The sequence below is a fragment of the Methylobacter sp. genome (assembly GCF_036845245.1).
Taxonomy (GTDB): Bacteria; Pseudomonadota; Gammaproteobacteria; order Methylococcales; family Methylomonadaceae; genus Methylobacter_A.
Genome location: NZ_DAIUEH010000014.1, coordinates 1 through 23,716 on the forward strand (window position 1 = coordinate 1; position 23,716 = coordinate 23,716).

At 51.6% G+C, this 23,716-nt stretch carries 18 protein-coding genes; 9 read left to right on the forward strand and 9 right to left on the reverse strand.

Going from position 1 to position 23,716, the window contains the following annotated elements; genetic code table 11:
* Positions 1-1,790: RHS repeat domain-containing protein (locus V7051_RS07975; protein ID WP_333874490.1), on the forward strand; the 1,790-nt coding region annotated here is incomplete at its 5' end.
* Positions 1,781-2,107 (forward strand): Imm58 family immunity protein, encoded by a 327-nt coding sequence (locus V7051_RS07980; RefSeq protein ID WP_333874489.1) that lies wholly within the window; start codon positions 1,781-1,783, stop codon positions 2,105-2,107. The genes V7051_RS07975 and V7051_RS07980, both read left to right, overlap by 10 nt.
* Positions 2,108-2,463: 356 nt before the next feature.
* Here the strand turns inward: V7051_RS07980 and V7051_RS07985 are convergent, their stop codons facing one another.
* Entirely contained in the window at positions 2,464-3,489 is a 1,026-nt protein-coding gene (locus tag V7051_RS07985) for a zinc-dependent alcohol dehydrogenase family protein (protein WP_333874488.1), read from the reverse strand.
* Positions 3,490-3,895: 406 nt separating this feature from the next.
* Between V7051_RS07985 and V7051_RS07990 the strand changes: the two genes are divergently transcribed.
* The 4 genes from V7051_RS07990 to V7051_RS08005 are packed head-to-tail and all read left to right on the forward strand — an operon-like array spanning position 3,896 to position 7,164.
* Positions 3,896-4,579 carry a protein-L-isoaspartate(D-aspartate) O-methyltransferase gene (locus V7051_RS07990; protein ID WP_333874487.1) on the forward strand — a complete coding sequence of 228 codons (684 nt, stop codon included), beginning with the start codon at positions 3,896-3,898 and terminating at the stop codon, positions 4,577-4,579.
* Between the two features lie 13 nt (positions 4,580-4,592).
* Positions 4,593-4,805: an adenosylhomocysteinase gene (locus V7051_RS07995; protein WP_333874486.1), complete on the forward strand. Its 213-nt coding sequence runs from the start codon at positions 4,593-4,595 to the stop codon at positions 4,803-4,805.
* A gap of 36 nt (positions 4,806-4,841) precedes the next feature.
* Positions 4,842-5,471 (forward strand): DUF6781 family protein, encoded by a 630-nt coding sequence (locus tag V7051_RS08000; RefSeq protein WP_333874485.1) that lies wholly within the window; start codon positions 4,842-4,844, stop codon positions 5,469-5,471.
* A gap of 16 nt (positions 5,472-5,487) precedes the next feature.
* Positions 5,488-7,164: an ABC1 kinase family protein gene (locus V7051_RS08005; protein ID WP_333874484.1), complete on the forward strand. Its 1,677-nt coding sequence runs from the start codon at positions 5,488-5,490 to the stop codon at positions 7,162-7,164.
* 8 nt (positions 7,165-7,172) lie between these two features.
* On the opposite strand, the gene V7051_RS08010 is transcribed toward V7051_RS08005, so the two are convergent.
* Positions 7,173-7,502 carry a DUF2845 domain-containing protein gene (locus V7051_RS08010; protein WP_333874483.1) on the reverse strand — a complete coding sequence of 110 codons (330 nt, stop codon included), beginning with the start codon at positions 7,500-7,502 and terminating at the stop codon, positions 7,173-7,175.
* Between the two features lie 364 nt (positions 7,503-7,866).
* On the opposite strand from V7051_RS08010, the gene V7051_RS08015 reads away from it, so the two are divergent.
* From V7051_RS08015 to V7051_RS08025, 3 genes are all read left to right on the forward strand, one after another.
* Positions 7,867-8,148 carry a type II toxin-antitoxin system TacA family antitoxin gene (locus V7051_RS08015; protein WP_333874482.1) on the forward strand — a complete coding sequence of 94 codons (282 nt, stop codon included), beginning with the start codon at positions 7,867-7,869 and terminating at the stop codon, positions 8,146-8,148.
* Positions 8,145-8,642, forward strand: coding sequence for a GNAT family N-acetyltransferase (locus tag V7051_RS08020; RefSeq protein WP_333874481.1), 498 nt, complete (start codon positions 8,145-8,147; stop codon positions 8,640-8,642). The genes V7051_RS08015 and V7051_RS08020 overlap by 4 nt, the downstream gene beginning before the upstream one ends.
* Before the next feature lie 309 nt (positions 8,643-8,951).
* Complete coding sequence (locus tag V7051_RS08025; RefSeq protein WP_333874480.1) at positions 8,952-9,791, forward strand: SHOCT domain-containing protein; 840 nt, start codon at positions 8,952-8,954, stop codon at positions 9,789-9,791.
* On the opposite strand, the gene V7051_RS08030 is transcribed toward V7051_RS08025, so the two are convergent.
* From V7051_RS08030 to V7051_RS08060, 7 genes are all read right to left on the reverse strand, one after another.
* The gene (locus tag V7051_RS08030; RefSeq protein ID WP_333874479.1) at positions 9,786-10,340 is read right to left on the reverse strand and encodes an HMA2 domain-containing protein; all 555 of its coding nucleotides are present in this window, start codon (positions 10,338-10,340) and stop codon (positions 9,786-9,788) included. The two genes, V7051_RS08025 and V7051_RS08030, sit on opposite strands and share 6 nt — an antisense overlap.
* Positions 10,341-10,551: 211 nt before the next feature.
* Positions 10,552-14,517, reverse strand: a complete 3,966-nt coding sequence (locus tag V7051_RS08035) for a hypothetical protein (RefSeq protein ID WP_333874478.1) — start codon at positions 14,515-14,517, stop codon at positions 10,552-10,554.
* 201 nt (positions 14,518-14,718) lie between these two features.
* Complete coding sequence (locus V7051_RS08040) at positions 14,719-16,932, reverse strand: hypothetical protein (RefSeq protein WP_334181132.1); 2,214 nt, start codon at positions 16,930-16,932, stop codon at positions 14,719-14,721.
* On the reverse strand, positions 16,929-18,719 hold the full coding sequence (locus V7051_RS08045; RefSeq protein WP_333874476.1) for a cytochrome c3 family protein: 1,791 nt from the start codon (positions 18,717-18,719) through the stop codon (positions 16,929-16,931). Before V7051_RS08045 ends, V7051_RS08040 begins: the two co-directional genes overlap by 4 nt.
* 6 nt (positions 18,720-18,725) lie before the next feature.
* Positions 18,726-19,628 carry a hypothetical protein gene (locus tag V7051_RS08050; RefSeq protein ID WP_333874475.1) on the reverse strand — a complete coding sequence of 301 codons (903 nt, stop codon included), beginning with the start codon at positions 19,626-19,628 and terminating at the stop codon, positions 18,726-18,728.
* Positions 19,628-22,039, reverse strand: coding sequence for an NAD(P)-binding domain-containing protein (locus V7051_RS08055; RefSeq protein ID WP_333874474.1), 2,412 nt, complete (start codon positions 22,037-22,039; stop codon positions 19,628-19,630). The genes V7051_RS08050 and V7051_RS08055 overlap by 1 nt, the downstream gene beginning before the upstream one ends.
* Positions 22,040-22,041: 2 nt before the next feature.
* Positions 22,042-23,397 carry a multiheme c-type cytochrome gene (locus V7051_RS08060; RefSeq protein WP_333874473.1) on the reverse strand — a complete coding sequence of 452 codons (1,356 nt, stop codon included), beginning with the start codon at positions 23,395-23,397 and terminating at the stop codon, positions 22,042-22,044.
* Positions 23,398-23,716: the final 319 nt, after the last annotated feature.

Genomic DNA, 23,716 nt, shown 5'->3' on the forward strand with positions numbered 1-23,716 from the left:
TCAATCGTATCAGCCAGATTGCCTACGACGACCAAACCGTCAACTACACCTGGGACACTTGCGCCAACGGCATCGGCCGCCTGTGCAGCCTCGGCAATAACAACAGCAGCATAACCTATAGCTACGACAACCATGGTCATATCACCAGTAAAACTCAAAGCCAAAACCAAGGCACAACCCAGCTGACCGTCAGCCACAGCTACAATGCCTCAGGACAACGCACCGCCAGCCGCAGTCCCGGCGGTCAACAGATCGACTACCAGTGGAATGGCAACCGTATCAACGCAATACTGATCAACGGCCAGCCGCTGCTCAGCCAAATCAGTTACGAACCCTACGGCCAAGTCAACGGCTGGCTCTGGGGCAACCACCAACAGAACGAGCGCTTTTACGACCTCGTCGGTCGTCCCGTGATCATCAGCATGGGTTTCGATGCTCAAGCCCAACTGCCCGACAGCCGCTACTACGGCTATGATGCTGCCGGGCGGCTGATCAACACCATCGCCGATAGCGATCCTACATTAAACCAGCACCACGAATACGACGAACTCGACCGGTTGATCGGCAGCCAACGCGGCGAACCGGAGCAAAGCCGGATCAGCTACAGTTACGACCTCAGCGGCAACCGTACCGGTAAGCTGAAAGACAACATTACCCAGTACACCTACACCACCGACCCGGACAGCAACCGGCTGCAAAGCCAGAGTGGTGCACAGATCGTCAACTACAGCTACTACCCAGCCGGCAACCTGACCGGCGACGGCACCTTCATCCACAGCTACAACGCGGCCGGACGGCGCATCGCCACTACGAACACCGCAACAACGCAAACCAGCTACTACAGCTACAATGCCCTCGGCCAGCGCGTGACCAAAACCGTCAACGGCAACACCATCCAGTACTTCTATGACGAACAAGGCCACCTGACTGGCGAATACGACGCAGCCGGGCAATTGCTCCAGGAAATCGTCTGGCTCGGTGACTTGCCGGTCGCTGTGCTGAGACCTGCGACCAGCCCAACCGCAACGCCGGACATTTACTACATCCATGCCGATCACTTGGGCACGCCGAGAGCCATCACCCGGCCCAGCGACAATCGAGTCGTCTGGCGCTGGGAGTCCGAAGCCTTCGGCAATAATTTGCCGGATCAGAATCCTTCTGGACTCGGCAATTTCACCTTTGACCTGAGGTTTCCGGGGCAATATTATGACCAAGAAACCGGGCTGTTTTATAATTACTTTAGGGATTACAATCCGGCTACTGGGAGATATATTGAGAGTGATCCGATTGGGTTGCGGGGCGGAATTAATACCTATGGTTATGTGAGGAGTAATCCATTAAATTCAATTGATCCGTTTGGATTAGATGCTATTTATATCAATTACGACTACTATCCTGTAACTACACCGTTTGGAAAAGTACCTCTGGGGCATGGTGCGGTTGTTTCTGTTGATCCTAGCTCTGGAGATACCAAATATTACGAATTTGGCCGTTATGGTGACGATAATGGAGTCGTTCGTGGCGGAAAAATTCCGAACGTTTCCTTTGGAGAAGATGGTTTACCTACAGAAGACTCACTCGACCATCTTTACGATTTCCTATCGCATAACTTTGGGCATGATGTTCATGTAACTGGAACGTACTATCCAAACTCTGATTACAAAGGAACAATTAATTTTGCTGAAAAGTTTAAGCAACAGCATCCTAAATACGATTTGTTTAACAATAATTGTAAAACTTTTAGCAAAGCGGCTGCTACCGCTTGTCAGGAGGGCGCTTCATGCAAGTAAGTATGCGTATTTTTTGGGTTATATGTGTTCTTCTAACTGGGATTATTCTTTGGTTGATTTTTATAATCATTGATCAATCTGTGACACTTGATTATCAAAACCAGCATGCAAGTCGCATCGTCGAGCAACGCAATCTGTTAGTACAAGTTGTAAATTCAACCTGTATTGGTACACCAGAGAGCAAAGTGCGCGATTTGATTAACTCGTTGGTAAAGGATTCCAGTTTCGAAAAAGGAAAAAATGAGATAGTAGCAGGGCAAATTATGTTTTTCTTTAAAGAGGGTAGGTTTATTCGCATTGAAGCTGATAGTGAGTAAAGTAACAAGAATGTGGGATGAAGCTAGAAAATTTAGGTTTGACACTGCGTCAGCAGGTTTAGCCAACAAGTTACACAGACTACAAGGACATAGAGAGGGCCGTAGGGCGGATTCGCATCAGCAATCCGCCATGATCGGGATAATCAAATCCGGTTTGTGATCGGACTTTTCCAAGCGAATGTTCTTTACGGCCAATTGTTTTCTATGTTGTGCGTAGATTGGCGGTTTGCTGCCGCAAATCCGCCCTACAGTTCTACTTAAGCATTTGTGACAGATATGCCATGAAGCCGCATATAAAAAAATACGGTGTAAAAGGTATCTTGATACGAATATGAGATTCAAACGTTATAGTTGAGTCAATCAATCTTCAGCACCTTGGCTCCGCGAATTTTTCCGGTTTTCAGTTCAATCAGCGCTTCATTGGCCTGTTCCAATGTAAACGCCTGAATTTCAGGCTGGAGTTTCATTTCAGCCGCCAAGTCCAGGAATTCAGTTACGTCAGTTCGAGTGATATTGGCAACACTCTTGATCTCTTTTTCCTGCCAAAGATGCAGGGGATAATCCATATTCAGCAAGCTTCGTTTGTCGCCTTCCTTGCGGATCGCATTGATCACCAGCCTGCCGCCGGAGTCCAGGTTTGCCAAGGCTTCAACGACAGGTTCCCATACCGGTGTGGTGTCGATGATAGTGTCCAGTTTATGCGGGGCTCGTTCGATAGTATCGCCTGTCCACACTGCGCCGAGTTCTTCGGCAAACGCTCTTTCTTTGGCGCTTCGGGCAAAAACATAAATTTTGCAATTCGGATATTGGTGCTGCGCCATTTTTAACACCAGATGCGCTGATGCGCCAAAGCCGGTCAGTCCCAGCCTTTGGCCGTCTTTTAGGCCCGTCAAGCGTAGTGAGCGATAGCCGATTGCACCGGCGCAAAGCAAAGGGGCGGCTTGCAGGTCGGAAAAAACTTCAGGAATTGCATAGACGAAAGCTTCATCAACAGTTATATATTGGGCATAGCCGCCATTGGCATCGCGACCTGTCGCTTTGAAATACAGGCACAGGTTTTCACGGCCTGTCAGGCAAAATTTACACGCACCGCAAGCAGAGAAAATCCATGCAACACCGACCCTGTCACCCAATTTAACAGTGCTGACTTTACTGCCGACGGCTTCGATCCGGCCTACCACTTGATGTCCGGGAATTATCGGTAAATGCGGCGGCGGAGTGCGTCCTTCAATTTCGTCCAATTCGGTATGGCAAACCCCGCAAGTTAAAACTTTCAGCAAGACTTCCTGTTCACCGGGAACCGGAACCGGCATATCCATCAATTCCAGCGGCGTGGGATGTTCTTGAAGGTTACAGAGCGCTTTTAATACCATGGCTTTCATTAATCTCACTCCATACGCATTAATTTTAAGCGTGAAATCCATTTATTCAACAAAGTCTGTTTGCGGCCTAGACTTTACTGGCGTTTCAACTCCTGACTGTTCAAAGCAAGCTTTGAACTCCAGCAATAATAGGCGTCAAAGTTCGCTTTGGATATACAAATCTGTTTTGTTTCGCAGCAACAAGATAAAACCGAATGGCCGGTTTGTTCAAGTGATTTAATCTTTAGCTGCATTTTGCTACGGCTTTGTGTTCAAAGCCATAAGTAATGTCACCAATTGAAACTTTATTGGAGCCATGTTTGAATCACGGTTCGTGTTGCTGGAAATAACCATTCATGCCGTGAATGGTTATAGAGCATTCCCACGAAGACCGTGAGAACGATAAATACACCCGGGAGCACAATTGATGAGCGGTCTGCAACGCATGCTGGACGATATCGAAATGGAAGTTAACCTGACCCGTCATCTGATCGGCAAGGATGCCTTGGACGACAGAGTCATGGCGGCTATAAAACAAGTGCCGCGGCATAAGTTTTTGCCTGCGAATCTTCGCTTTCTTGCCTATGATAACAGCCCGGCACCGATCGGTTCGGGACAGACCATTTCCCAGCCTTATATTGTTGCGCTGATGACCGACTTATTGAATACTCAGCCTACCGATACCGTTTTGGAAATCGGTACCGGTTCCGGCTATCAGGCGGCGATTCTTTCGAAACTGGTTAAACAGGTTTATTCGCTTGAAGTCATAGAAGAGCTGGCCGATAAAGCCAGTCTCCGATTTAAAAAGATGGGCTATAACAATGTCACGGTTAAAACCGGCGACGGCCACTTCGGCTGGCCGGAACATGCGCCTTTTGACGGCATCATGGTTACCGCAGCTACGCCGGATATTCCACAGCCTCTCATTGATCAATTGCGCACAGGCGCTCGCCTGATTATTCCTGTCGGTTCGCCTTACAACCATCAGGAATTAACGGTTATAGAAAAACAGGCCAACGGTAAAACTAAGAACCGTAGTATTTTGAGTGTCGGTTTTGTACCGCTTACCGGCGGTCATTACACGGAAGCAACCGGTAAAGATACGGACTGAGGTGACCTGCATTATGAATATTGATCATGATATAAAAAAACCCTCGCTGGCCGAGCAAGGACGTGAACGTATTGAGTGGGCACTGACTGAAATGCCGGTAGTGAGCGCGATTCATGACCGCTTTGCCAGACAACGGCCATTGGCGGGCGTCAAGATCAGCGGTTGCCTGCATATCACTAACCTTAATTCCGAAGCAGACAGGGTGAGTAGCCCCGATATTTTGTAACTTTTAAAAGTTTTTATATCAATCAGGAGAACGACTATGACTCAAATAAACCAAGAACAAAGCGTTACAGGTGATGTACGGGAAGCGGTTAGGTCTGGAACCGATGTTCACCAGCAAGTTAAGGATATAACGTTAAAAGCGCTGACCAACGGGGAGCTGGATATGAAAAATATCAAGAACGTTACTGAAGCGGTTGCTAAAGGTATTGATGAAGGCATAGCGGGCCAGGATGAGCATGCCAAAGGAACTTTTACCCATGCGGTCACGGCATTGGACGATGCGCTGGCGATTGCGACAGAAGCATCGACACTGGCCATTCAAGAAGCGGCTTCCAAAGTGACTTCCCAGCATGATTTTAAGGATGCGATTAAAGACATACAGAGCATGGAACACTTGTTTATCGATACCTTGGAGAAAGTCGCCAAAGGCGGCACTCAGGTTACTGCCGACATTGTTAACGATTTTATTGCTCATGCGCATAAAAGCGGAACGGCAGTCGGCAAACAAACATTCACCGCCTTGAAAGCGCTTAAAGACTTGCCGGATATCAGTACGGAAGTCATTATCTCCGGTACGGTTGCTACGGCTTCAACTCTAGCCAAAATAGGTAGCGGTATTTTATTGGGCATTGCAGAAAGCCTACAGCCGACTCATTCCAAAAAATAAAATTCAGCAGTGCAGCATGTTATGGGAAATGTTTAACGCAGTCAGGGATCTGGGCAGGGCTCATGATATTGCGTCGGTATTAATCCGCTACGGCTTCGGCGGCTTTGTTCGCGGATTGGGAATGGGCAAGGCAATAGAACGCGCGGGCAGGATGCTGCATTGGGAGCATGTCGAAGACTATGTAAAACTCGATACGCCGCAACGCATACGTCATGTGCTGGAAGAGCTGGGACCTACTTTCATTAAGTTGGGACAAATTCTTGCGACACGCGTTGATTTATTCTCCCCGCAATATATCGCCGAGTTTGAAAAGCTCCAGGACCAAGTGCCTCCGATGTCGCTTGAGGAGCTGCTGCCCCAGCTTGAAGAAGACCTTGGCGGTAGTATTGATGAAATTTTTTCAGAATTCGAAAGAGAACCGGTGGCGGCAGCTTCAATTGCCCAAGTTCATAAAGCCGTGCTCAAGGACGGAACACCGGTTATTTTAAAAGTTCGCAGACCCGGTTTGCGCAAACTCATTGAGGCCGACTTACGCCTGTTACACCGTATTGTTGACATTGCCGAATCCGAATCGCCTGAGCTTCGCCGGTTTCATCCGAAAGAAGTCCTGCGCCAGTTTAACCAGTCATTACGACGGGAGCTCGACCTTGCCGCTGAATGCAGGAATGCGGAGCGGGTAGCCGCCAACTTGGTCGATGATCTGAATATCAAGATTCCTAACGTCTATTGGCAATGGACTTGCGAAAGGCTCAATGTGCAGGAATATATTCAAGGCATTCCAGGCCGGGATCTTGCGGCTGTCGAACAAGCGGGGCTGGATAGGAAACTGCTGGCCGAGCGAGGTGCCGGAGCGGTCATGAAAATGATTATGGAAGACGGTTTTTTTCATGCCGATCCGCATGCCGGTAACGTATTTTATCTGGACGATAATAAACTCGCATTTATCGATTTCGGCATGATCGGCCGTTTAACCGAAGATCGCAGGGAGCAGGTTGTCAGCTTGCTGTACGGCATGACCAATCACCTGCCGGTTAAAGTAGCCGAAATACTGGAAGACTGGTCGGACAATATTCATACCGATGAGCAAGTGCTGACTATCGATATAGAAGCTTTTGTCGATCAATACAGCTCGCTGGCGCTCAAAGATTTAAGTCTTACCGGTATGATGAGCGACCTGATGGCCATATTAAGAGATCATAAACTGATACTGCCGGCCGACCTTGCCTTGTTGATCAAAGCATATATCACTATGGATGGTTTCGGCAGGCATCTTAATCCGGAATTTAATACACTGATTTTTGCCGCTCCCTATCTCCAAAAAGTCATGGCGGAACGGTATAAGCCGGAAGCTATGGCTCAACGCGGATGGCGCAACCTGATCGGTGTTGTCGATCTGTTATCAAGCCTGCCCAAAGACCTGCGTAAATTGTTGCGGGCATCAAGGAAAGGGGCCTTTCAGATTGATATCAACGTTAAGCGTCTGGGGCAGTATGTTAGTTATATCGATAATGCGATTAGCCGGTTAACCATGGGCATAGTGACAGCCGCGCTTATTATCGGCTCTTCGATTATTATGACGGTCGAAGGCGGGCCGAAATTATTCGGCTTACCGGCATTCGGGTTTCTGGGATATTCTTTTGCCACTATAGGAGGAATCTGGTTACTGTTTTCCATCTGGAAAAGCGGGCAATGATCCTTGTTTTAATATCCGCGTCCCAAACTTTTAATTTCTTTCAATCTGCCATTTTCGAAACGAAGGTATTGCTTGAATCGGAGGGAACCGAAATTGTATATCCACTCTTCTACTTGAACCTCTTCATATTCTTGCAGATAAAGGGTTCCGTAGGGGTAATTCATCGTTCTGCCGACTATTTTAGAGTGAGTTTCAATTGAATCCGGTTGCCCACAGCGGGCGATTACATCGCTTTTACGGTAGCCCGGCTCAACCAGCTTTTGTCCGCATCGCATAGCAAACGCGGCATCAATACAACATAAACTCAGAACTAAAACCCATGTAGCGCTAATTTTCATTGCGTATACCTTAAAGGATTAGAGTTGACCGCCAAGATGGGCACGATGACAGGAAAACCGGAAATTCATTCCATATTGAAGCAGAATGCCAGTAATGAGAGCATGCCTGACCGGTAGGACTTGATCAAGGAATTTATGCCGGATATTCGAGTGGAAAATGGGATCTACCTTCATAAGGCTCTTTAAGATCATTCCTCCCAATGACAAGACATAGGGATCAAATTATGTTTATCGATGTATGGCGGATAGTAGTTGGGGAGGTGGGGCAAGTGCTTTTCGTTGGCCAATATTTCGACTTGAGACAGATATTGCAATGTCCGTACAAACGGTGCACAATTTGATGTATTGGATTAGGAGATTCCCAATGAATACAACAACCGTCAAAGAAAATCGTCTCAATATTCGATGCGATAATCACGCCAGACAAATGCTTAATAAGGCGGCCGCTTACGCCCATGTCAGCGTTTCAGAGTTTATACTTTCCCATGCCTTGGCTTCAGCTGAACAAGTGATCCAGGCGCATGAATCGATTACTTTAGACCCGGCAGATTTTGAAGCTTTTCTTGCCGCTCTCGATGAACCTGTTCAAGCCAATGCCGCTTTAAACCGTGCATTCGATCGCCATAATGAACAGGTTGAGCGTTGACGACTTATATCATCAGGGCTCATGATGGAAAAGTTAATACAAAAGCCTTTAGTTGCGGACAATTGGCACTGGATGATTATATTCATCGGTATGCTTCACAGGATGTAAAGCGTGATCTTGCAAGAGTTTTTGTCGCTTCGCCGACGGATGATTCAGGCAGTCTGGCCGGTTTTTTCACATTGAGCGCGGGTAGTGTCAATTGCTCGGATTTACCCGAAAAACTGGCGCACAAATTACCGCGATATCCTGTGCCCGTGGCTTTAATAGGTCGTTTAGCAGTCGATCAAGCTTTTCAAGGTAAAGGTCTGGGCTCAATTTTGCTGGCCGATGCGTGCCAAAAAGTAAGACGGGCAAGAAACACTTTAGCTGTGGTTGGGATCATTGTCGATGCGAAAGATGATTCAGCCGCTGCATTCTATCGGCATTTCGGATTTATGGATCTTTTGGGTAAGCCTGGCCGTTTATTGCTGCCTGCCGCAGCGTTTTGCCAGTAAAAGTCGGCTAAGGAATTAAGCAGGGTAGGATACGCTCCGCATATGATTTCCCAATCGCCGCGAAATTAAATAAAGGCACGCAGAGCGTACCCTACCGGCTGATTTGCAGCCGGTATCTATCCGGCTAAAAACGAGCAATGGCAATTGAATGTAACTAGCGTGGTCAATTTACCCCGTAGGATTACTTAATGCTTTTAAGCGGTAGTTCATTTAGACTGGCTATAAATCCAAGCCCGGCTACAACCAGTAATTCCGGTTGTTTCCGAATCATTTTTTGTAACTTCCACCTTAACCAAGCGGACATTTCCAATGAAACAGCTCACACCGGAAGGCCAACAAATAATTAATAACATTGCACAGCGCTACAATTTTAGCCCCGATGCGGTATTCAGCATGTTGCAATCGGTAATCAACGGCAATGGTTCCATGGCCCAGTTTAATCATCCTGAATTTGGCGGCTCCGGCCAATGGATGAAAGGCGGCATGATTATGCTGGGCGATATGTTCAATAATAGCTTGAAAAACAGTGTATCCGGATTGTGCCAGGAACTCTCCAACCTGATAGCCAATCAACCGGACCTCATTCAAAGCGGCAGTTTTCAGTCGCAGCAGCAAGGCTCCCAGCAACAAAACAACTCCGGGTATCATCAACAACAAAATAATTCAGGCCCTACAGGAGCGGTCAGTTTGTTTGTGCCTCCGCCTGCCGGTAGTTCAGGCAATTGGTGGCCCGCAGGCCTGCAATTCCCGAACAGCACCGGTGCGCAAAACAATGTGCGTTATGCGTACTTTGCGACTATTCGACGCCTGGCTATCGAAGTCAACGGCCATGTAACGCTATACGATACACTGGACCATCAGATTGGCGGTTTCTCCCAGCAACAGTCGGTAGGCGGCTCTATTACATTTACCAGCCAATATGGATTGGTTGATGTTAATACGCTCCCAATCATTTCTATCGATAATGTGCCCCTGCAAACGCCGACGCAATCCGAACCGTCTGCTGCAAACCCAGTTCATACAAGCGTTACAGGGCAAGAGGCGGATATTTTCAGCGCTATCGAAAAATTGGCTGGTCTGAAAGATAAAGGCATATTGACCGAGGCTGAATACAATGCCAAGAAAGCGGAGCTGTTAGCCAGGTTATAAGTTTTCCGGTTTATCCGGACGAGCTGAATGCAGTTTTACGAACATATCGAAAGCAAGCCAGAGAAACAGCAAGCCGGGAACGCTTTCGATCATCAAGCCCTTTTTGCTTATCGACCAGGCGCCGGCACCGACGAACGCCAGAGGAAGCACCAGTTTCAAATCGACAGGAAGCCCGGTGGTTACATGGATGCGCCGATTCAGATCGTTTACGGCCGCAACAAATTCCGGAACTTCGCCGTCGTGCCCGGCATATTCATTCTCGTCAATGTTCGGTAAATGCCCTATGGAGTCAATAATCAGATCCATATCTTCCAGCAAACCCAGAATGCCGGACATCGAATGGCGATCGTGATCGTAGCGAACGGTCATGCTACCGCAAGCCGGATTCAGACGGACATCGTTTATTCCCTCTTGCGCCTCCAGATTTTTCCTTATCTCTTCCATTGTTTGTTTATCGCGGTTTTGCGAATGAAGTTTGACGCGGATGCGCCCCGGTATATGGCTCGCCACAATGGCAGATTTGTGTTTGTGGTGTTTGGCATGGTTCATTTCATTCTCCGAAACCTTGATGATAAAAAAGTTCGTCGCTCGGGCAGAATAAGGATTCCAGCATATTGGTCGTATCCGGCTATACAAACAATAAGCTTGATTACGTAAGAGAATGTCTTTGGTTATACAGTCACGCAGGGCAAAAGATGGCAACATTTTTGTCGCCCAATAGGGAAGTTTCCGCAAAAACTTTCAATTTGCCGGACTCTGATTATTTTTCATGTTCTGCTTTGAACTGATCTTTCTCCACGTCGTCGGTTACAGTCCAGACTTCTCCTTTATCATTCAGGTACAGGCGCTTCATTTCTTCCGAAGTGAATGGCCGTGAGCCGATTCTACCCATCACAGCGATTTGCCCACCGGTTTCGTCCACGGCCCTATCACGATCCAGGCCTTTGGATAGCGACAGGGCAGGGCTATCGGAAGGATAGGTGGCGATCAGTTCCGGGCGCGGCTCGGGGCTAAAGCCGTAGAAGCCCGGCTGCGAATCAGGCGAGGTGAGTTGCAGGACGCGCAGTCCGTTTTTCCCGTCGGCGATATAGGCAAACAATGACGCATTGGTCGTGCCGACAACGACATCCCTGGCGTCGTTGATCTGCCCGCCTGCGTTGAATTTTTGCATCAGTTTCGGCCGTTCCGGTTTTTCCACGTCGACAATGGCGAGTCCTTCGGAACCTGCGGCCACATAGGCATAAGTCCGGGCTACATAAATCCGGTTGGCTTGCTTGAGCGGCACCCGCGCATCTTTAACAAATCGCGGTTTGGCCGGATCGGTCACGTCCACAACCTTCAAGCCTTCCGCGTCGGTGACGAACAGGTAGCGAAACTGTAAGGCCGATGCCCGCACGTCGCGCATTGGAATAACCGCTTCCACTTTCGGCTTCAGCGGGTTATCCATATCGAGAATGACCATTCCGACATCAGCGGCGATATAAAAGTAACGGCCGCCGATTGTCAGGTGGCGGGCTCCTTTCAGGATGCCGCTCTCATTCCAGGTCAGCGCGCGTTCAAGAAAATTGTTGCGCGGCTCGCCGTCGGACAGCGTGTTGACGTCGGTCAGTATCAAGCCTTCTTCCGCGTCGGTGATGAATGCGTAATTGTAGATCGGGTGAAACTCCTGCTCCTGGTTGGTCTTGGCTATCAACTCATGCATCTTGTCGCCGGTCATGGCGAAGTTGGGTAGATTCCGGCGTTGTGGATGGATAGGCTGGTTCGTGGGCAGGACCACGCAGGTGGCATTCTTGCTGGCGATACGCGTGCTCTGGCCGAGCGGCGAAACCGGCGCGGTAACGATGCGCTGGGAAACGCCCTTGTTGGCAATGTTGGCGACATCGTAAACCCGCATGCCGTCTTCGCCTTCCGCGATGAAAAGATACTCGCCCCGAAGTTGCAGGCATTGCGCCGGGCCTGAATCATGACCATAAGCATCTTTCAGCACGCGGCCGTTTTGCTGATGCTGCCGGTACCAGTCGGGATAAGCGTATTTATCGAGGAAGCTTCCGACTACCGCCTGGGGTTCGTCCCATTCCGTGACTCGCACCGCAGTGATTTCGTCTTCTGTCCCCAGCCAGGCGTTATAGCCGATGAAGTTGACGAAGTTGGTGCCCTGGAGCAGCAGCTGGGCCATGATCGCGTTATTGTCATTATCTTTGGAGATGTGACAGTCGGTGCAGGTCTTGGTCTCGGTTTTGCGCTCGGTATGCGGGTAATGCGGTGCAAAAGCTTGCGAACTGAAGCCGCTGGCTGCAATCGGCGGTTGCTGTATGTAGAGCATCTCGCGGTTGGCGTTCTGGACACTCAGAACCAATGCCGATGAGGAACGCACCGGCGCGATGCGTCCGCCCTTGGCGGGGCCGTGGCGGCCGAGCTGGAACATCTCGTCGCGGGCCACCTGCGGGTTGTAGGTGGCGAAGTTGCGGGTTTCCTCGAAGTCATAATGATGCCGCCTGGTTTTCCAGTTGGCCTGCATCGATAAATGGCAGCCGCCGCAGCTCGTGGTCCATGAGGTATGGCAGGTGTAGCAGGTCATCTTCTCGTTTTGGTGCGCGCGGTCCTCCGGCGCGACGCCGGGCCCCCAAGCCTGGTTGTCCTTGGCGATGGTCTTGGCCCGCGCGGCTTTCGGATTGTAGTGGGGATGTTCGGGATTGACGCTGTCCTTGACCAGCGAAACCTCCCATTCCTTATCCGGCCACAGCGCCGAGCGTTGGAACAGTTTGCCGCCCAACCATTGGAATCGCGGCCGTCCATCCTGCGTGCGCAACGCGCTCAGGTCGGTGCCGCCCGGTGGAGCCGCGGGGCCGGAAGTTTTGAGGGAAGGGTAGTTGTCGGTCGTGCCGTGACAATCCACGCATTCGATCTCCACCGCTTGCGCGACTTCGCCGTAAAGGTGGCCGTTGCCGTGCGCATCCTGCTCGAAATGGCAGTCCACGCAATGCATGCCTTTGTCGACATGGATAGAAGACATATGCACCGCTTTTTTGAACTTATCGGGATCGTTGTCGGCAACCACTTGACCCTCCTTATCCAATAGTTGTCCCTTGCGGTCGCGCTTGAAAATTGCCCGGAAGTTCCAGCCGTGACCGTGATAATCGGCGAACTGGGTGTCCTTGTTCTTACTATTGTTGTCCCAGACTTTTTTCAGGAAATCCACGTCGCCCCAAAGCCCGCGCTGGGCCGCTTCTTCCGGATTGCGCATCGCGATATCGAAAGCTTTTTTATGTCCGATAATCTGGTCTTTGTCGTGTTCAACTCCGTCCGCGTTCCATTCGCTGACATAGCGCTGCTTTTTCGGCCACATATTCGGTGCGTCCGATTCGTAGTCCCACATCGTATAACCGAGAAAAGTATTCACGAAGGAGTTGGGTTGGTGCATGTGGCAGATAATGCAGGTGCTGGTCGGAATAGCTCGGCTGAATTCGTGCTTCAGCGGATGGCCGGACTCGCCCTTGGGTATGGTGGGATCGACCGATGCACTGGTGCCGTCATGGCCGAACTGCGCATAGGGGCCGGAGTGGCGCGAATCCCGGTCATTGGAATAGACCACGTGACAGGCTGAGCAACCGGAAGAGCGATAATCCCCCGGCTGGTCGTTGGTCCCTAAAAACCAGGTAAAAGGATCGTTTAGCCGGGTTTTGTGAATATTGATAACCGGCACCGCAATTCGCGCCCCGGTGGAAGGGCCGCGATTGGACTGGCGGGTATCGGGCCGTCCGGGTTCATCCAATAACTGCATCTGGCCGCTGACGTTGGGCAAGCCTGTTTCCGGAAAAAGATTGCTCAGAATTCGGCCGCCGCGTTCGAAAACCCGGAATACATCTGCCGGCGGTAAAGACTCCCAGGCAGGCAAGGGCGCCAACAGCGGAAGCACGCCCTTGGCTTTCATATTGTCGTCGGGTTCCTTGTCGCTTTTTAAGATCGCCCCAATCGACGTCAATCCGCCCTGCGCTTGTTTCGCTTCGTCGCCTTTTTTGGTCACATAATATTCGCCCGCAACATACTGTTTGAACGGCAAAATGCCGTTATTGTAAGCAGCGCCGCCCCAGAGCATGATCCCGGTCGCCATCATGCTGCGCTGGGCAGCCATGACTTCCTTCAAATGACAAGCGCCGCAGGATTCTTGTGCGACACGGTAGTCGCCCGGATTGATAAAACGGATGAATTCGGGACTTTCCATATTCAGCAGGCTGTAAGTGCGCTCCGGCGTCGCGCTGGACGGATAGCGCCAGGCTTGCGGATAAAGCGGCTGGATGTGGGCTTTGTCCAGAGTGGCGGAGTATTCCGGACTGCCTTTTGCCGCTTTGTACGGGCGGAATGCCGTTGAGTTGCCGCCGTGGCAGTCGGTGCAGCCCAGTGTCACTCCGGCGTTGACATGCATCGTTGGTGTATCGGTCTTTCTGTGACAGCTCAGGCAGCCTTCGCTTTTGGCGTCCGCTTGCGCCTTGGTTTGTTGGATTGGCGCAGTAGGGGTGAGGGCGTAAGTCTGTTTATGAACGGGGCCAAGCTCATCGACAGGCTCTGCATGTGAGTATGGAGTCAATAAGATCAGCAATAGGGAAATAAGCCATAACGCTATCGTGCTCGGTCTTGATTGCTCAGTACAACATTCTTTACTGCAAGCAAGAGCAGCCCATTGAGAACAGTAATAACCAGGAAATTTTTTTTCGGATGTGTATTTCATCTTGTTATTCCTTGTCTGGCTGTAACGGTCAAATGAACGAACATTAGCTGTTAAGCGTCGTAGGAGCGGGCCATGCCCGCGACATTTGAGCGGCGATTGCCGAGTTATTGCGCCCTAATCGCGGGCACGGCCCGCTCCTACCGGCGTCATTGTGTTTAACTTAATGGCAGCTCCCATCGCGAATTGCAAAAAAACGGTTCTTTAAAACGCTAAAATCAAATTCGATAAAACCGAATAACCCAGATGATCTCCGTACAAATCCTTAAATCCATCCCCCGGCACCAATACCGCGCCGGACAGCCGGAAGATCACGTTCTGGGTCTGGAATGGCCGATAAATAAGACCTATCGAGGTATCCAGACCAATGTTACGGCCAATATGCCTGCCGTTTTGCGTTGCTTCCAGAACGGCGGTATCGTCGAAAAACAGCTGGTTGACGTTTACGCTGATTCTTAGTTCCGGCAGCACGTCAAAATCGGCGCCCAAGCCAAAGAGCTGAATGCCGGGGTTGGCAAAATTGGACTGCCCCTGTTCTTTCGACGGACGCATCGCATTGAGTATGCCGTTCCGACCGTTGAGTTTGATGCCGTTGGCATAAGGCATGGATTGTCGCGACCAGAAGCTGGTATCGCCGCCGGCGAAATTGGCGTTTTCAAAGATCGCATCGAAGCCATGTTCGGTGCCATCATAAGGATTGCCGTCACCGCTGGCATAGAGCACAGAAAGCCGCGGCTTGATCCAGTCGAAGTTCATCGACGCTTCAAGAGCGCCAAACCAGGCCTGGATATCCGAAGGCTTGCCGGTGAATGGACTGGCCGTCTCCCTGCCAAGCGCCAAATAGGTGCTGCCGGTAAGATTAAGCCGGCCGAAATGGCCGTCGCCGTTATAGCCGATATAGCCGACGTCGTAGTTTCGCGCATAACCTCCGCCCAATACCGACGGCCGCAACGGGAAGCCGTTCTGGTCGAAGTATTGCCGGTTTGAATCGCCTTCCCGGTTGCGGTTGTAAATCACGGTGCCTTGGGAAGTGAAGCCCCGTACCGGAAAGTCCTGGCGGTAGAGGTTGGCGACGAATACATCATCGTCGCGGATGCCATGTTCGACGATCTCGTTCAGGCCGCTGTTGGTGCTCTTCTCTGCGCGACGGAACCAAGCGAGGTTATATTGCCAAAGATTGTTGTCGCGGTTGCCGTAGAGACGCACCCCGACCGGATTGTCAAGAAACAAGAAACCGCGAAAATCGGCGGTAAAAGGTTGAATGCCTACCCGCAGCCGGTCGAAGTCGTAGCGGTCGGACACTGTTCGCAGGTGCATGTCGACGGACAGCTGCTGAAGGCTGATATCGTAGTCCCAGCGGTTGGTTCCCTTACTCTGATCCTCGTATAACACTCCCGGTGCGTTGGCTTTGGTGAAATTGGTGTTGAGGACGGGATTGAAACGGAACTCGAAATCCGGCGGCCGGAAGACCGTTTCGCCTTTGTACAGATTAAAAGCAAAGCTCAGGCTTTGCGTTAACAGGAACTGATCGCCCGCCGCTGTTGAACCGGAAGCCAACGTCGGCGGTAGCCGCCGAGGTTCGGCGACGGTATCGGACAGTATGCCCAGATTGAAGAACCAGTCTTTTCCCGCAAACGGCCGGTCGGCCTTCAGGACGTTGAAGTTATACGGATCGAACCAGCGTTCATTCATCAGGCCGAGGTCGATGGGCAGCCGCCAGCGGTCCTCGATGGCTGTGTATTTGGGCGGCGCTTGGTAATCCGGCGGTGCGACGGCCTCCAATCCGGTCATGCGATTGGGCTGCTCGGGCAGGGGCCCGGTTTCTATATTTTCTTCTTCGCCGGGCCTGCGCCGGGTAATCTCCTCACCGTCTTCCGGCTGTGCGACTTTGATTTCATCGGTTGCCGCTGATATATCCTCGGACGTGGATAGTCCTAAAATGATTATTAGAATAAGTTTTATCCATGGCGAGCAAACGGTTCGGGTTTTATCGTTTCCACGCTCGGCGTGAGAACCATAAGCATAAAATATAGGCCGGAATAAGCGGGTTCGAGCGATAGCGAGAATTGGCGTTTCCGGCAAACGCCTCCCGAATTCGCCGGAAACGCCACCTCGCACTACGCGCCGTTCGGCTTCGCCCAAGAGAGACTTGGATGGCTTATTCCGGCCTACATCCTGGAGCTTGGGAACCAGCGTAAGACGATGAGATCGTAGGAGCGGGCCGCGCCCGCGATATTTAGGCAGAGATTGCAGGATTGTAGCCCTCTGATCGCGGGCATGGCCCGCTCCTACAACGCTTAACTTAATGGCCATGGAAACGAGAGCAACTTCCAGAAGTCCGGATTTATGCTTCCCACGCGCAGCATGGGAAGCATAACCGGAAGTTATTTTTGGCGAAATTCTTGGCAGCGTCGTCATCGGGTGTCCGGCCTCGGGTTCACGTTATTGCCGACGGGAGGAGGCGATTCAGTGCCGGGTGAAGAGTGCACCTTTGAAGGTGTCTCGATCTTTTTGCCTTCCATGGTAAGACTCGGGGATGTATGAAACCGGTGACAATCGATGCAACTGGATGCGACTTTATTCTTGGCATCGGCGCCGCCATGGCATGTCCGGCAGTCGGCTATGCCTTTGAGCATTACATCCTCACTGTGCTCGGACTTGTCCGCCTCATGGCAATCGGTACATTTCTGGGTCTTGTGTTTGTCGTGATCGAATTCGGCCATTGGCAATTTGCGCTGGTTGAATCCTAAAGGCTCGATCTTCCAAGGACGGCTATTCTCTTCGCTGCTATCCCGGTTTTTTGTCACGGTGTGGCACTTGCCGCAGACGCGAAAGCGCATGACTTCGGAATTCACATCGCGGGCATAGTCAACCGCCCACGCCTTGATTTCCAGGTTCTCCTCCGGTGTAAGCTCCTCGCCCGGCCGCAGGCGTTCCCGTATAACCTGGGGCGCGGACAGGTGTCGATAGTCGCCTTTCAGCGCCCGGGCCGAGTAATAGCCTTCGAGAAAAGTCAGTACGATAGCATCGTTACCATGAGGTATTTCCTGTTTGGGATCTTCGGCTTCAAAATTCAGCTTGTGGCATTCGTGACATTGGCTTTCGAAATCGAGCTTCGCCATGTACTTGCCGTCGCGTTGTTCCGGTTTGTGGCAGTTAGCGCAGTCAAGCTTTACCTTGCCGCGGTCGGGAGTCTTGACGCCTTCTTTGTTGAGATGGAGAGCGTGGCTGAATTCTAGATTGGAAAGTTCCATCAAGCGGTCTTTTTGGTCTAGAGCAATGCGTAGCGGCTGCGACAGGTCGTCCGCGAAAGGCGTGACAGTAACCTTGAATTCAGGATGATTCTTGCCGAAGTCCGATACATCGGAAAGTTGGGTATCCGGTGCTATAGCTTTGATATCTTTATGGCAATCGGTGCATAGCGTTTGGTCATGGCGGATTAAAGATGAGGCCTCAGAGCCGCCGTGCTCTTTATGGCAAGAGGCGCAACGATTGGAATCCAGCGCGGCAATGGATTGCAAAAGTTTTTCGTTGACATGATGAGGCGTGTCCTTGTGACACGTGGTGCAGGCGGAGTTTTGCACCGACACAAAAGCGTGTTCGTGACAGCGGTTACACTCGGCGCCGAAGAAACTATGGGCTGAAGAGATAGGCCCCGGACTCCAGCTAAGGTCGGATACCACCGGCAAAGTGCGCAGCCAGATGCCCAAGGGCTGGTAGATAAAACCGGCCAGCGGCAACAGCAAAAACAGGATGACTATCGCCAGGGACAAGAACCAGGCGGCGCGGCGCATTGAAAAACCGCTTAGCCCGTAATCAGGATTGACGGTAGCCAGCAGCGCATCTTCCAGCTCTTTGCTCTGACGACCTGTCGGCTCTTTGATTTCAAGATGTAAATGATACGGTTCCGCAGCTTCCCGCACCGTGAAATAAACCGAGCCGATGCTGAATTCATCGCCGGGGTTCAAAACGGATTCGGTCAATTTACGGCCATTGTAGAGAATGCGATGGGGGGCGAGTGCACGAATATGCAAATTCCCATCGCTTTCTTGTTCGATGACGGCATGGCTCAGCCCCGCCAGCCGGGTTTGCAGATGAATATCCTGGTCAGCTCCGCGGCCCAGGCTTAGGCGTTCGGTATCGAACTCCTTTGTGTCGGATACCTCATTCCGACGACGCCGAATGGTTTCTACCAGGCAGCGCATTAACCGTCACCAATAAAAGAACACTGAGACTACATGAACTAAAACAGCTGCCAACAGGGCGCAGGAAAGAGGCACATGCAGAAAGAGCCAGCATTTCATAAAAGCATGATAGCGGATGTCAAGCTGGACGCGGTTGACCATGGACTGGCGTTCGTTCAATACTTTGAGTAGTTCCACCACCCGGTGAATCTCTGCGGTGCTCTCTGACTTTCGAAAATACTTGCGTAGAAAATCCTCGGGGCTAAGTGTTGTCACGGACGAAGAAGCTTGCTCCGATGCGACGAAATTGCCGGCAAGCTTCCATTGTAAAAGCGGCATGGCCGGCAGGCCGGAATTCATCGTGATTTGATGCCACAGCGTACCGCCCAAGTGGGTTTCCTCCACTTCCCGTAATACCAGGTGATACGCTTCCGTACTCAAGTCTTCCGCTAAAGTCAGGCCGGTATCGTTAAGCTTGGCGATATCCGCAATCATTTCCCGACGGCTGACCCCGTTACGGTTGGCAGTGAGCGCTTCCGGATACACTAGATAAGCATAAAGGCCGTAAAATCCGCTGACCACCACCAGCATCATCAGCGTATAAGCCAAGGTATGAACATTCCAGCCAAACTGGAAGCCGCAATGCAGGGTCACCGCCACCGGCAGCGAGATGCCAAGGTAGACATGGGCGGAAGCCCATCTGGCCAGGGAGTTTTTAGTGCAATGATACTGGCGTTTGCGAATACCGAACCAGAGCAAAATCAGTATCAGCGCGGCGCCGATAACGCCTAGCGTATAGCCTTGCCAAGTGCCGCCGTTGGGCGGTTCATCCGATAGTGACGAAAAATAGAGCAACAAAGCAATAAGCGCTAACGCTGCCGCCTGCTTCAGGTAGCGGTAATTACCATAGTTCAGTATTGAGCCGTACATCAGGATTCCTCCTGCAATTGTTTGCCGGAACGTTTAAGCGTATTGAACAGCGTATGTTCCGGGTCGCCACGAAAGGCGGCTCCGGTAGGGCAGGCTGAGACGCAGGCAGGGCCGCCGGAAAGATCTTTGCACATATCGCATTTGACCGCTTTTTTGTGACCGCCGCCTGCTCCATTGTCACCAAAGGCCGTCTCGTCGAATCCGAACAGTAAGCGCGCCCAAAGACCGGGTTTGTTTTCGGGCTGATCGGAAGCCAGGTGAATCACGTCATACGGACAGTTTTGCACGCAATTACCGCAACCGATGCAGGTATCGTCAATGAACACCTCGCCGTTAGCCGCGCGGTGAATTGCGTTGGGCGGGCATTCGGTCATGCAGTGAGGCTGCACGCAATGGCGACAGGAGGTCGGCAAGTGGATGGAGGCGAATGTCGGTCCGGCTTCGCGGTTCAGGCGGGAAATGCCGCCGTGGGTATCGGCGCAGGCTTTTTCGCAGTTATCGCAGCGGGTGCAGATAGACTCGTCGATAAGCAACACATCAGTGCCTTCGCCGACGCCTTGCTCCATCAGAAAGGAAATGATCTCTCCGTTCTGTTGGATGGCTTCGGTATTATCGGCATGATAGGCCAGAAAATTGGCATGAAGGTTCCGGCGCAGTTCCGGGTGCCGCTCCAGCAGCCAGCGAAAGTCATCGCCGGGAATTTCCACGGTAGAGGTCTCGGCGGTCGCGCACGCCGTTGCCCTGCGGACGGAGTCGGCCAGCGCATCCCAGCCGCCCACGTAGTCCCCGGCGGTTACCAAGCGGTACGGTACTTCGTGTCCGTCGACAGTACGCGTCACCGTCACTGCTCCGCTACGGATGAAATGGACGCTGTTGCCGGCATCTCCGGCCTGGAACAGGTTTGTTCCGGTCTCAAAGCAATGACAGGACACGCTACGTTCCAGCGTTTTACATTCGTCGTCAGGTAGTCCCGGCGCCAGATACCAGCGGATGGCCCGCTCAACGCCGGTTTTTTCAAGAATGTCAGCCACGGTCCGATGAGTAGCGCCGAGCTTTTTTATCGCGAGCCGTGGTGTTTCAATCAGAATGCAGTTTTCCCCGGCGACAGCCGTTACTGTACGTCTTCGTCCGGAAATCAGCTCTGAATCGCCAAAGAACTCACCGGCTTCCAAGCGGATGATCAGATCCGGGTTTTCTTCGGGAAGATGTATGAAAATCTCGCCACTGAGGATCGAATAGAAAGAATCCGAGTAATCGCTTTCACGAAAAACGGTAGCGCCCGGATCGGGATAAAGAACCAGGCTTTCAAGGAGAAGTTCCCTGAGCGGTCGAGCGCCGGTCGAGTCGAACAGGGGAATCGTGCCGCTGATCTTGATCAGGGCCGTTTCCACCGTGTCAGCTCCCGGCATGCCGATCAGCTTGTCCAATAACAGCTGATCTTCGACCGGTTGCACCGGCTTGCCGCGAATTTGCTCGATAACCTCGAAGCCCTGGTTCAGCGCTTGTTTGATAAGCGGATAACCGGCCAGCGAACCGATTACGTAGAGGTTTTTGACAGTGGATTGGTACCGGGAGTCAAGCACCGGCAAGGCTGTGGCCTCTTCATCGGAAAATACGATGCCGCAGGATTCGAGGAATGCCCGCGGATGACTGGCGCCGAGCCGGGCGATGATTTTGTCGCAGATAATTTCCGCCATCTCGCCGGAAGTGTCGATCTCCAGACGGGCGCGGTCGTCTTGAGCTTCGATAAGCCGGGGTACGCTGTTATAAAAACATTCGATCCGGCCATCAGCGATGGCTTCTAAAATAGCGTTGCGGTTGCCGGCGGCGGCACGGTAAAAGTCGTCGCGCCGGTTGATTAATATCACCCGGTTATGTTCGGCAAGATCCAGTGCGGTTTCCAGGGCCGAGTCACCGGCACCGACCACGACTATCGCTTGATCGTCGAATTCGTCCGGGTCGTCGAGATGGTAATCCACGAATCCAAGTGTTTCTCCCTCAATGTTCAGCTTGTTGGGTTGCCCTTGCAGGCCAAAGGCGAGAATGACGGTTTCTGCGCAGATGATGTCGCCGTCAGCCAGTTTTACCGAGAAATTTTCGGCGTCTTTGTCAATAGATGTCACCGGCGAATTACGGCGCACGTTGACTTCCAGCCTGGCGGCCTCGCTGCTCCAGGCTTCGAGAATGCTTTCACGACTGCCCGCTTCGAACGCCAGCGAACTGCGCAGTGGCAAGCGCACCGGCTCGGCCATCACGTACTTGCCTTTCTGAAAGCGATGGATGGTGTTGGAAAGGTGGGATTCTGCTTCGAGCAGGATATGCGAGAGTCCTGTTTCCGCAGCGCGAATTGCGGCGCTCAGGCCCGCCGGGCCACCGCCTACTATAGCTACGCGATAAACAAAATTTTTCATAATTATCTCAAAATAGTTTCTATGTTTTTTAAAGTCTTGGTCATCCGTTCAGGGTCATAGCCGTGTTCGTCCTTGAGCACAGCATCTATTTCCTTGAGCGAGCCTTGCATTTCTGCTGACTTGTCTGCGGATAGGGCGCCGCTCGCCTGCAACGCTTCGGCTATTGCACCAAGAGCCATAGCCGCTTGTTCGGCCGCACCATAATCATTGTAAGTAGCGCGAGTTCCTTCCTGAGCGAGATCGGCAGCGACGGCATGCATATCTGTTGGGGTGAACTGCCGTTGCACTATTGTTTTACGAATGTCGGCCAGCAGCGGGCGCATTGCCGCCGCCTCTTTGCGGGCATCGGCGAGGCTGACAGCCGCAGCCTGATGCAAGCGAAGTATCGCTTTGTGCAAATGTTCGCCTTGCGCAGGCGAAATGTGTCGCAGTAGGCTCCGAAGCATCAGCAGGTTGGCGTCGTTTAAATGGATGGTTCCCGGCTGGAGCCCCGATGATTCGCGGAAAGTCCAATGTGGATGTTTCATAGGCCGGTGGCAGGCGTGGCAATCGAAGAAAGCCAATTCAGGCAGAATGCCTTCCGACTGGTACTTGGGGTCCTGGAATAAATCCAGTAAGCGCTCGGCGGCCGACATCTGCCCGACAGCCCATGTCTGCATGCCATTCAAGCCGCCTTTGCGCTCCTTGTAATCTTTATCGAGTTTGAAATGCATCGGCTCGATATGGGTGAAAGTATCCAACTCGAAGCTGATACGCGGATGCCCTGCGCCCAGGATTCGGTGAGTCGCCAGTTTGTCTTTGGTGCCGAGATGGCAGGAAAGACAAAGATTGGCTCTGGCTTCCGGCTCATCGGTAGGATAAAGCCCCAGCTCGACATTTTCAGCGTGAGTCCGGGTGCCGGAGACATGCGGTCCCAGGTAGCGCTCGCCGCCACCGTGACAGGTTTCGCAGCCGACACCGTCCTCAATCTGGAAACGCTTGCCCCGGCGTTCTATAGGAACATTGTCGGCATGGCAGTCGAGGCACAGTTTTTCGGTATGGGCGGCCTTAATGCCAAGATTACCGGCGATGCGCTTGGACGCATCGTTGAACAGCACCGTGTAAGCTTTGGCGTGCTTGTCCTCCCGATGCCAGATGATGAATTCGTTCTGCTGTATTCTGGAATCTTTGAGCGGTGCATTCGCTCCATGACAGGTATTGCCGGCACAAGTGACGACGCCAAGATGCATGTCAATGCCTTGCCGAGGCTCGGCCAGGACTTCCTGACCGACACTGGTAAAAAAGATAGTCAGTAAATAAAGTGCTAAGAATTTGCAATAAGGCCTCCCTGGGTGGTTGTTTTTTTGAAATATATTCATATTCAACAGGTTGTAATAATCAGGATGGCATTTTTTGCGAGTTATCCCAAGTAGATAAAATTGTGCTTCGTTATAAAAGCTCCTAGTCAACATTATCGTTTTCACCTTAATGGACACTTAAACTCAAGGGGAGCTCTCGCTCACCGGTTGTGCCACTCTGTTACATTTAATGGATGAGATTCCGGTAGCGTTTTGAATGTACAGGTTCATTGCGAATGCCTACAAACTCCTAAATCCGGGACGGTTAAGAAAAAGTTAATCTGGAACTGTTATAAAGCATTATTTGAAATATAAGTAGGTAGTACAAATACTTACGAGT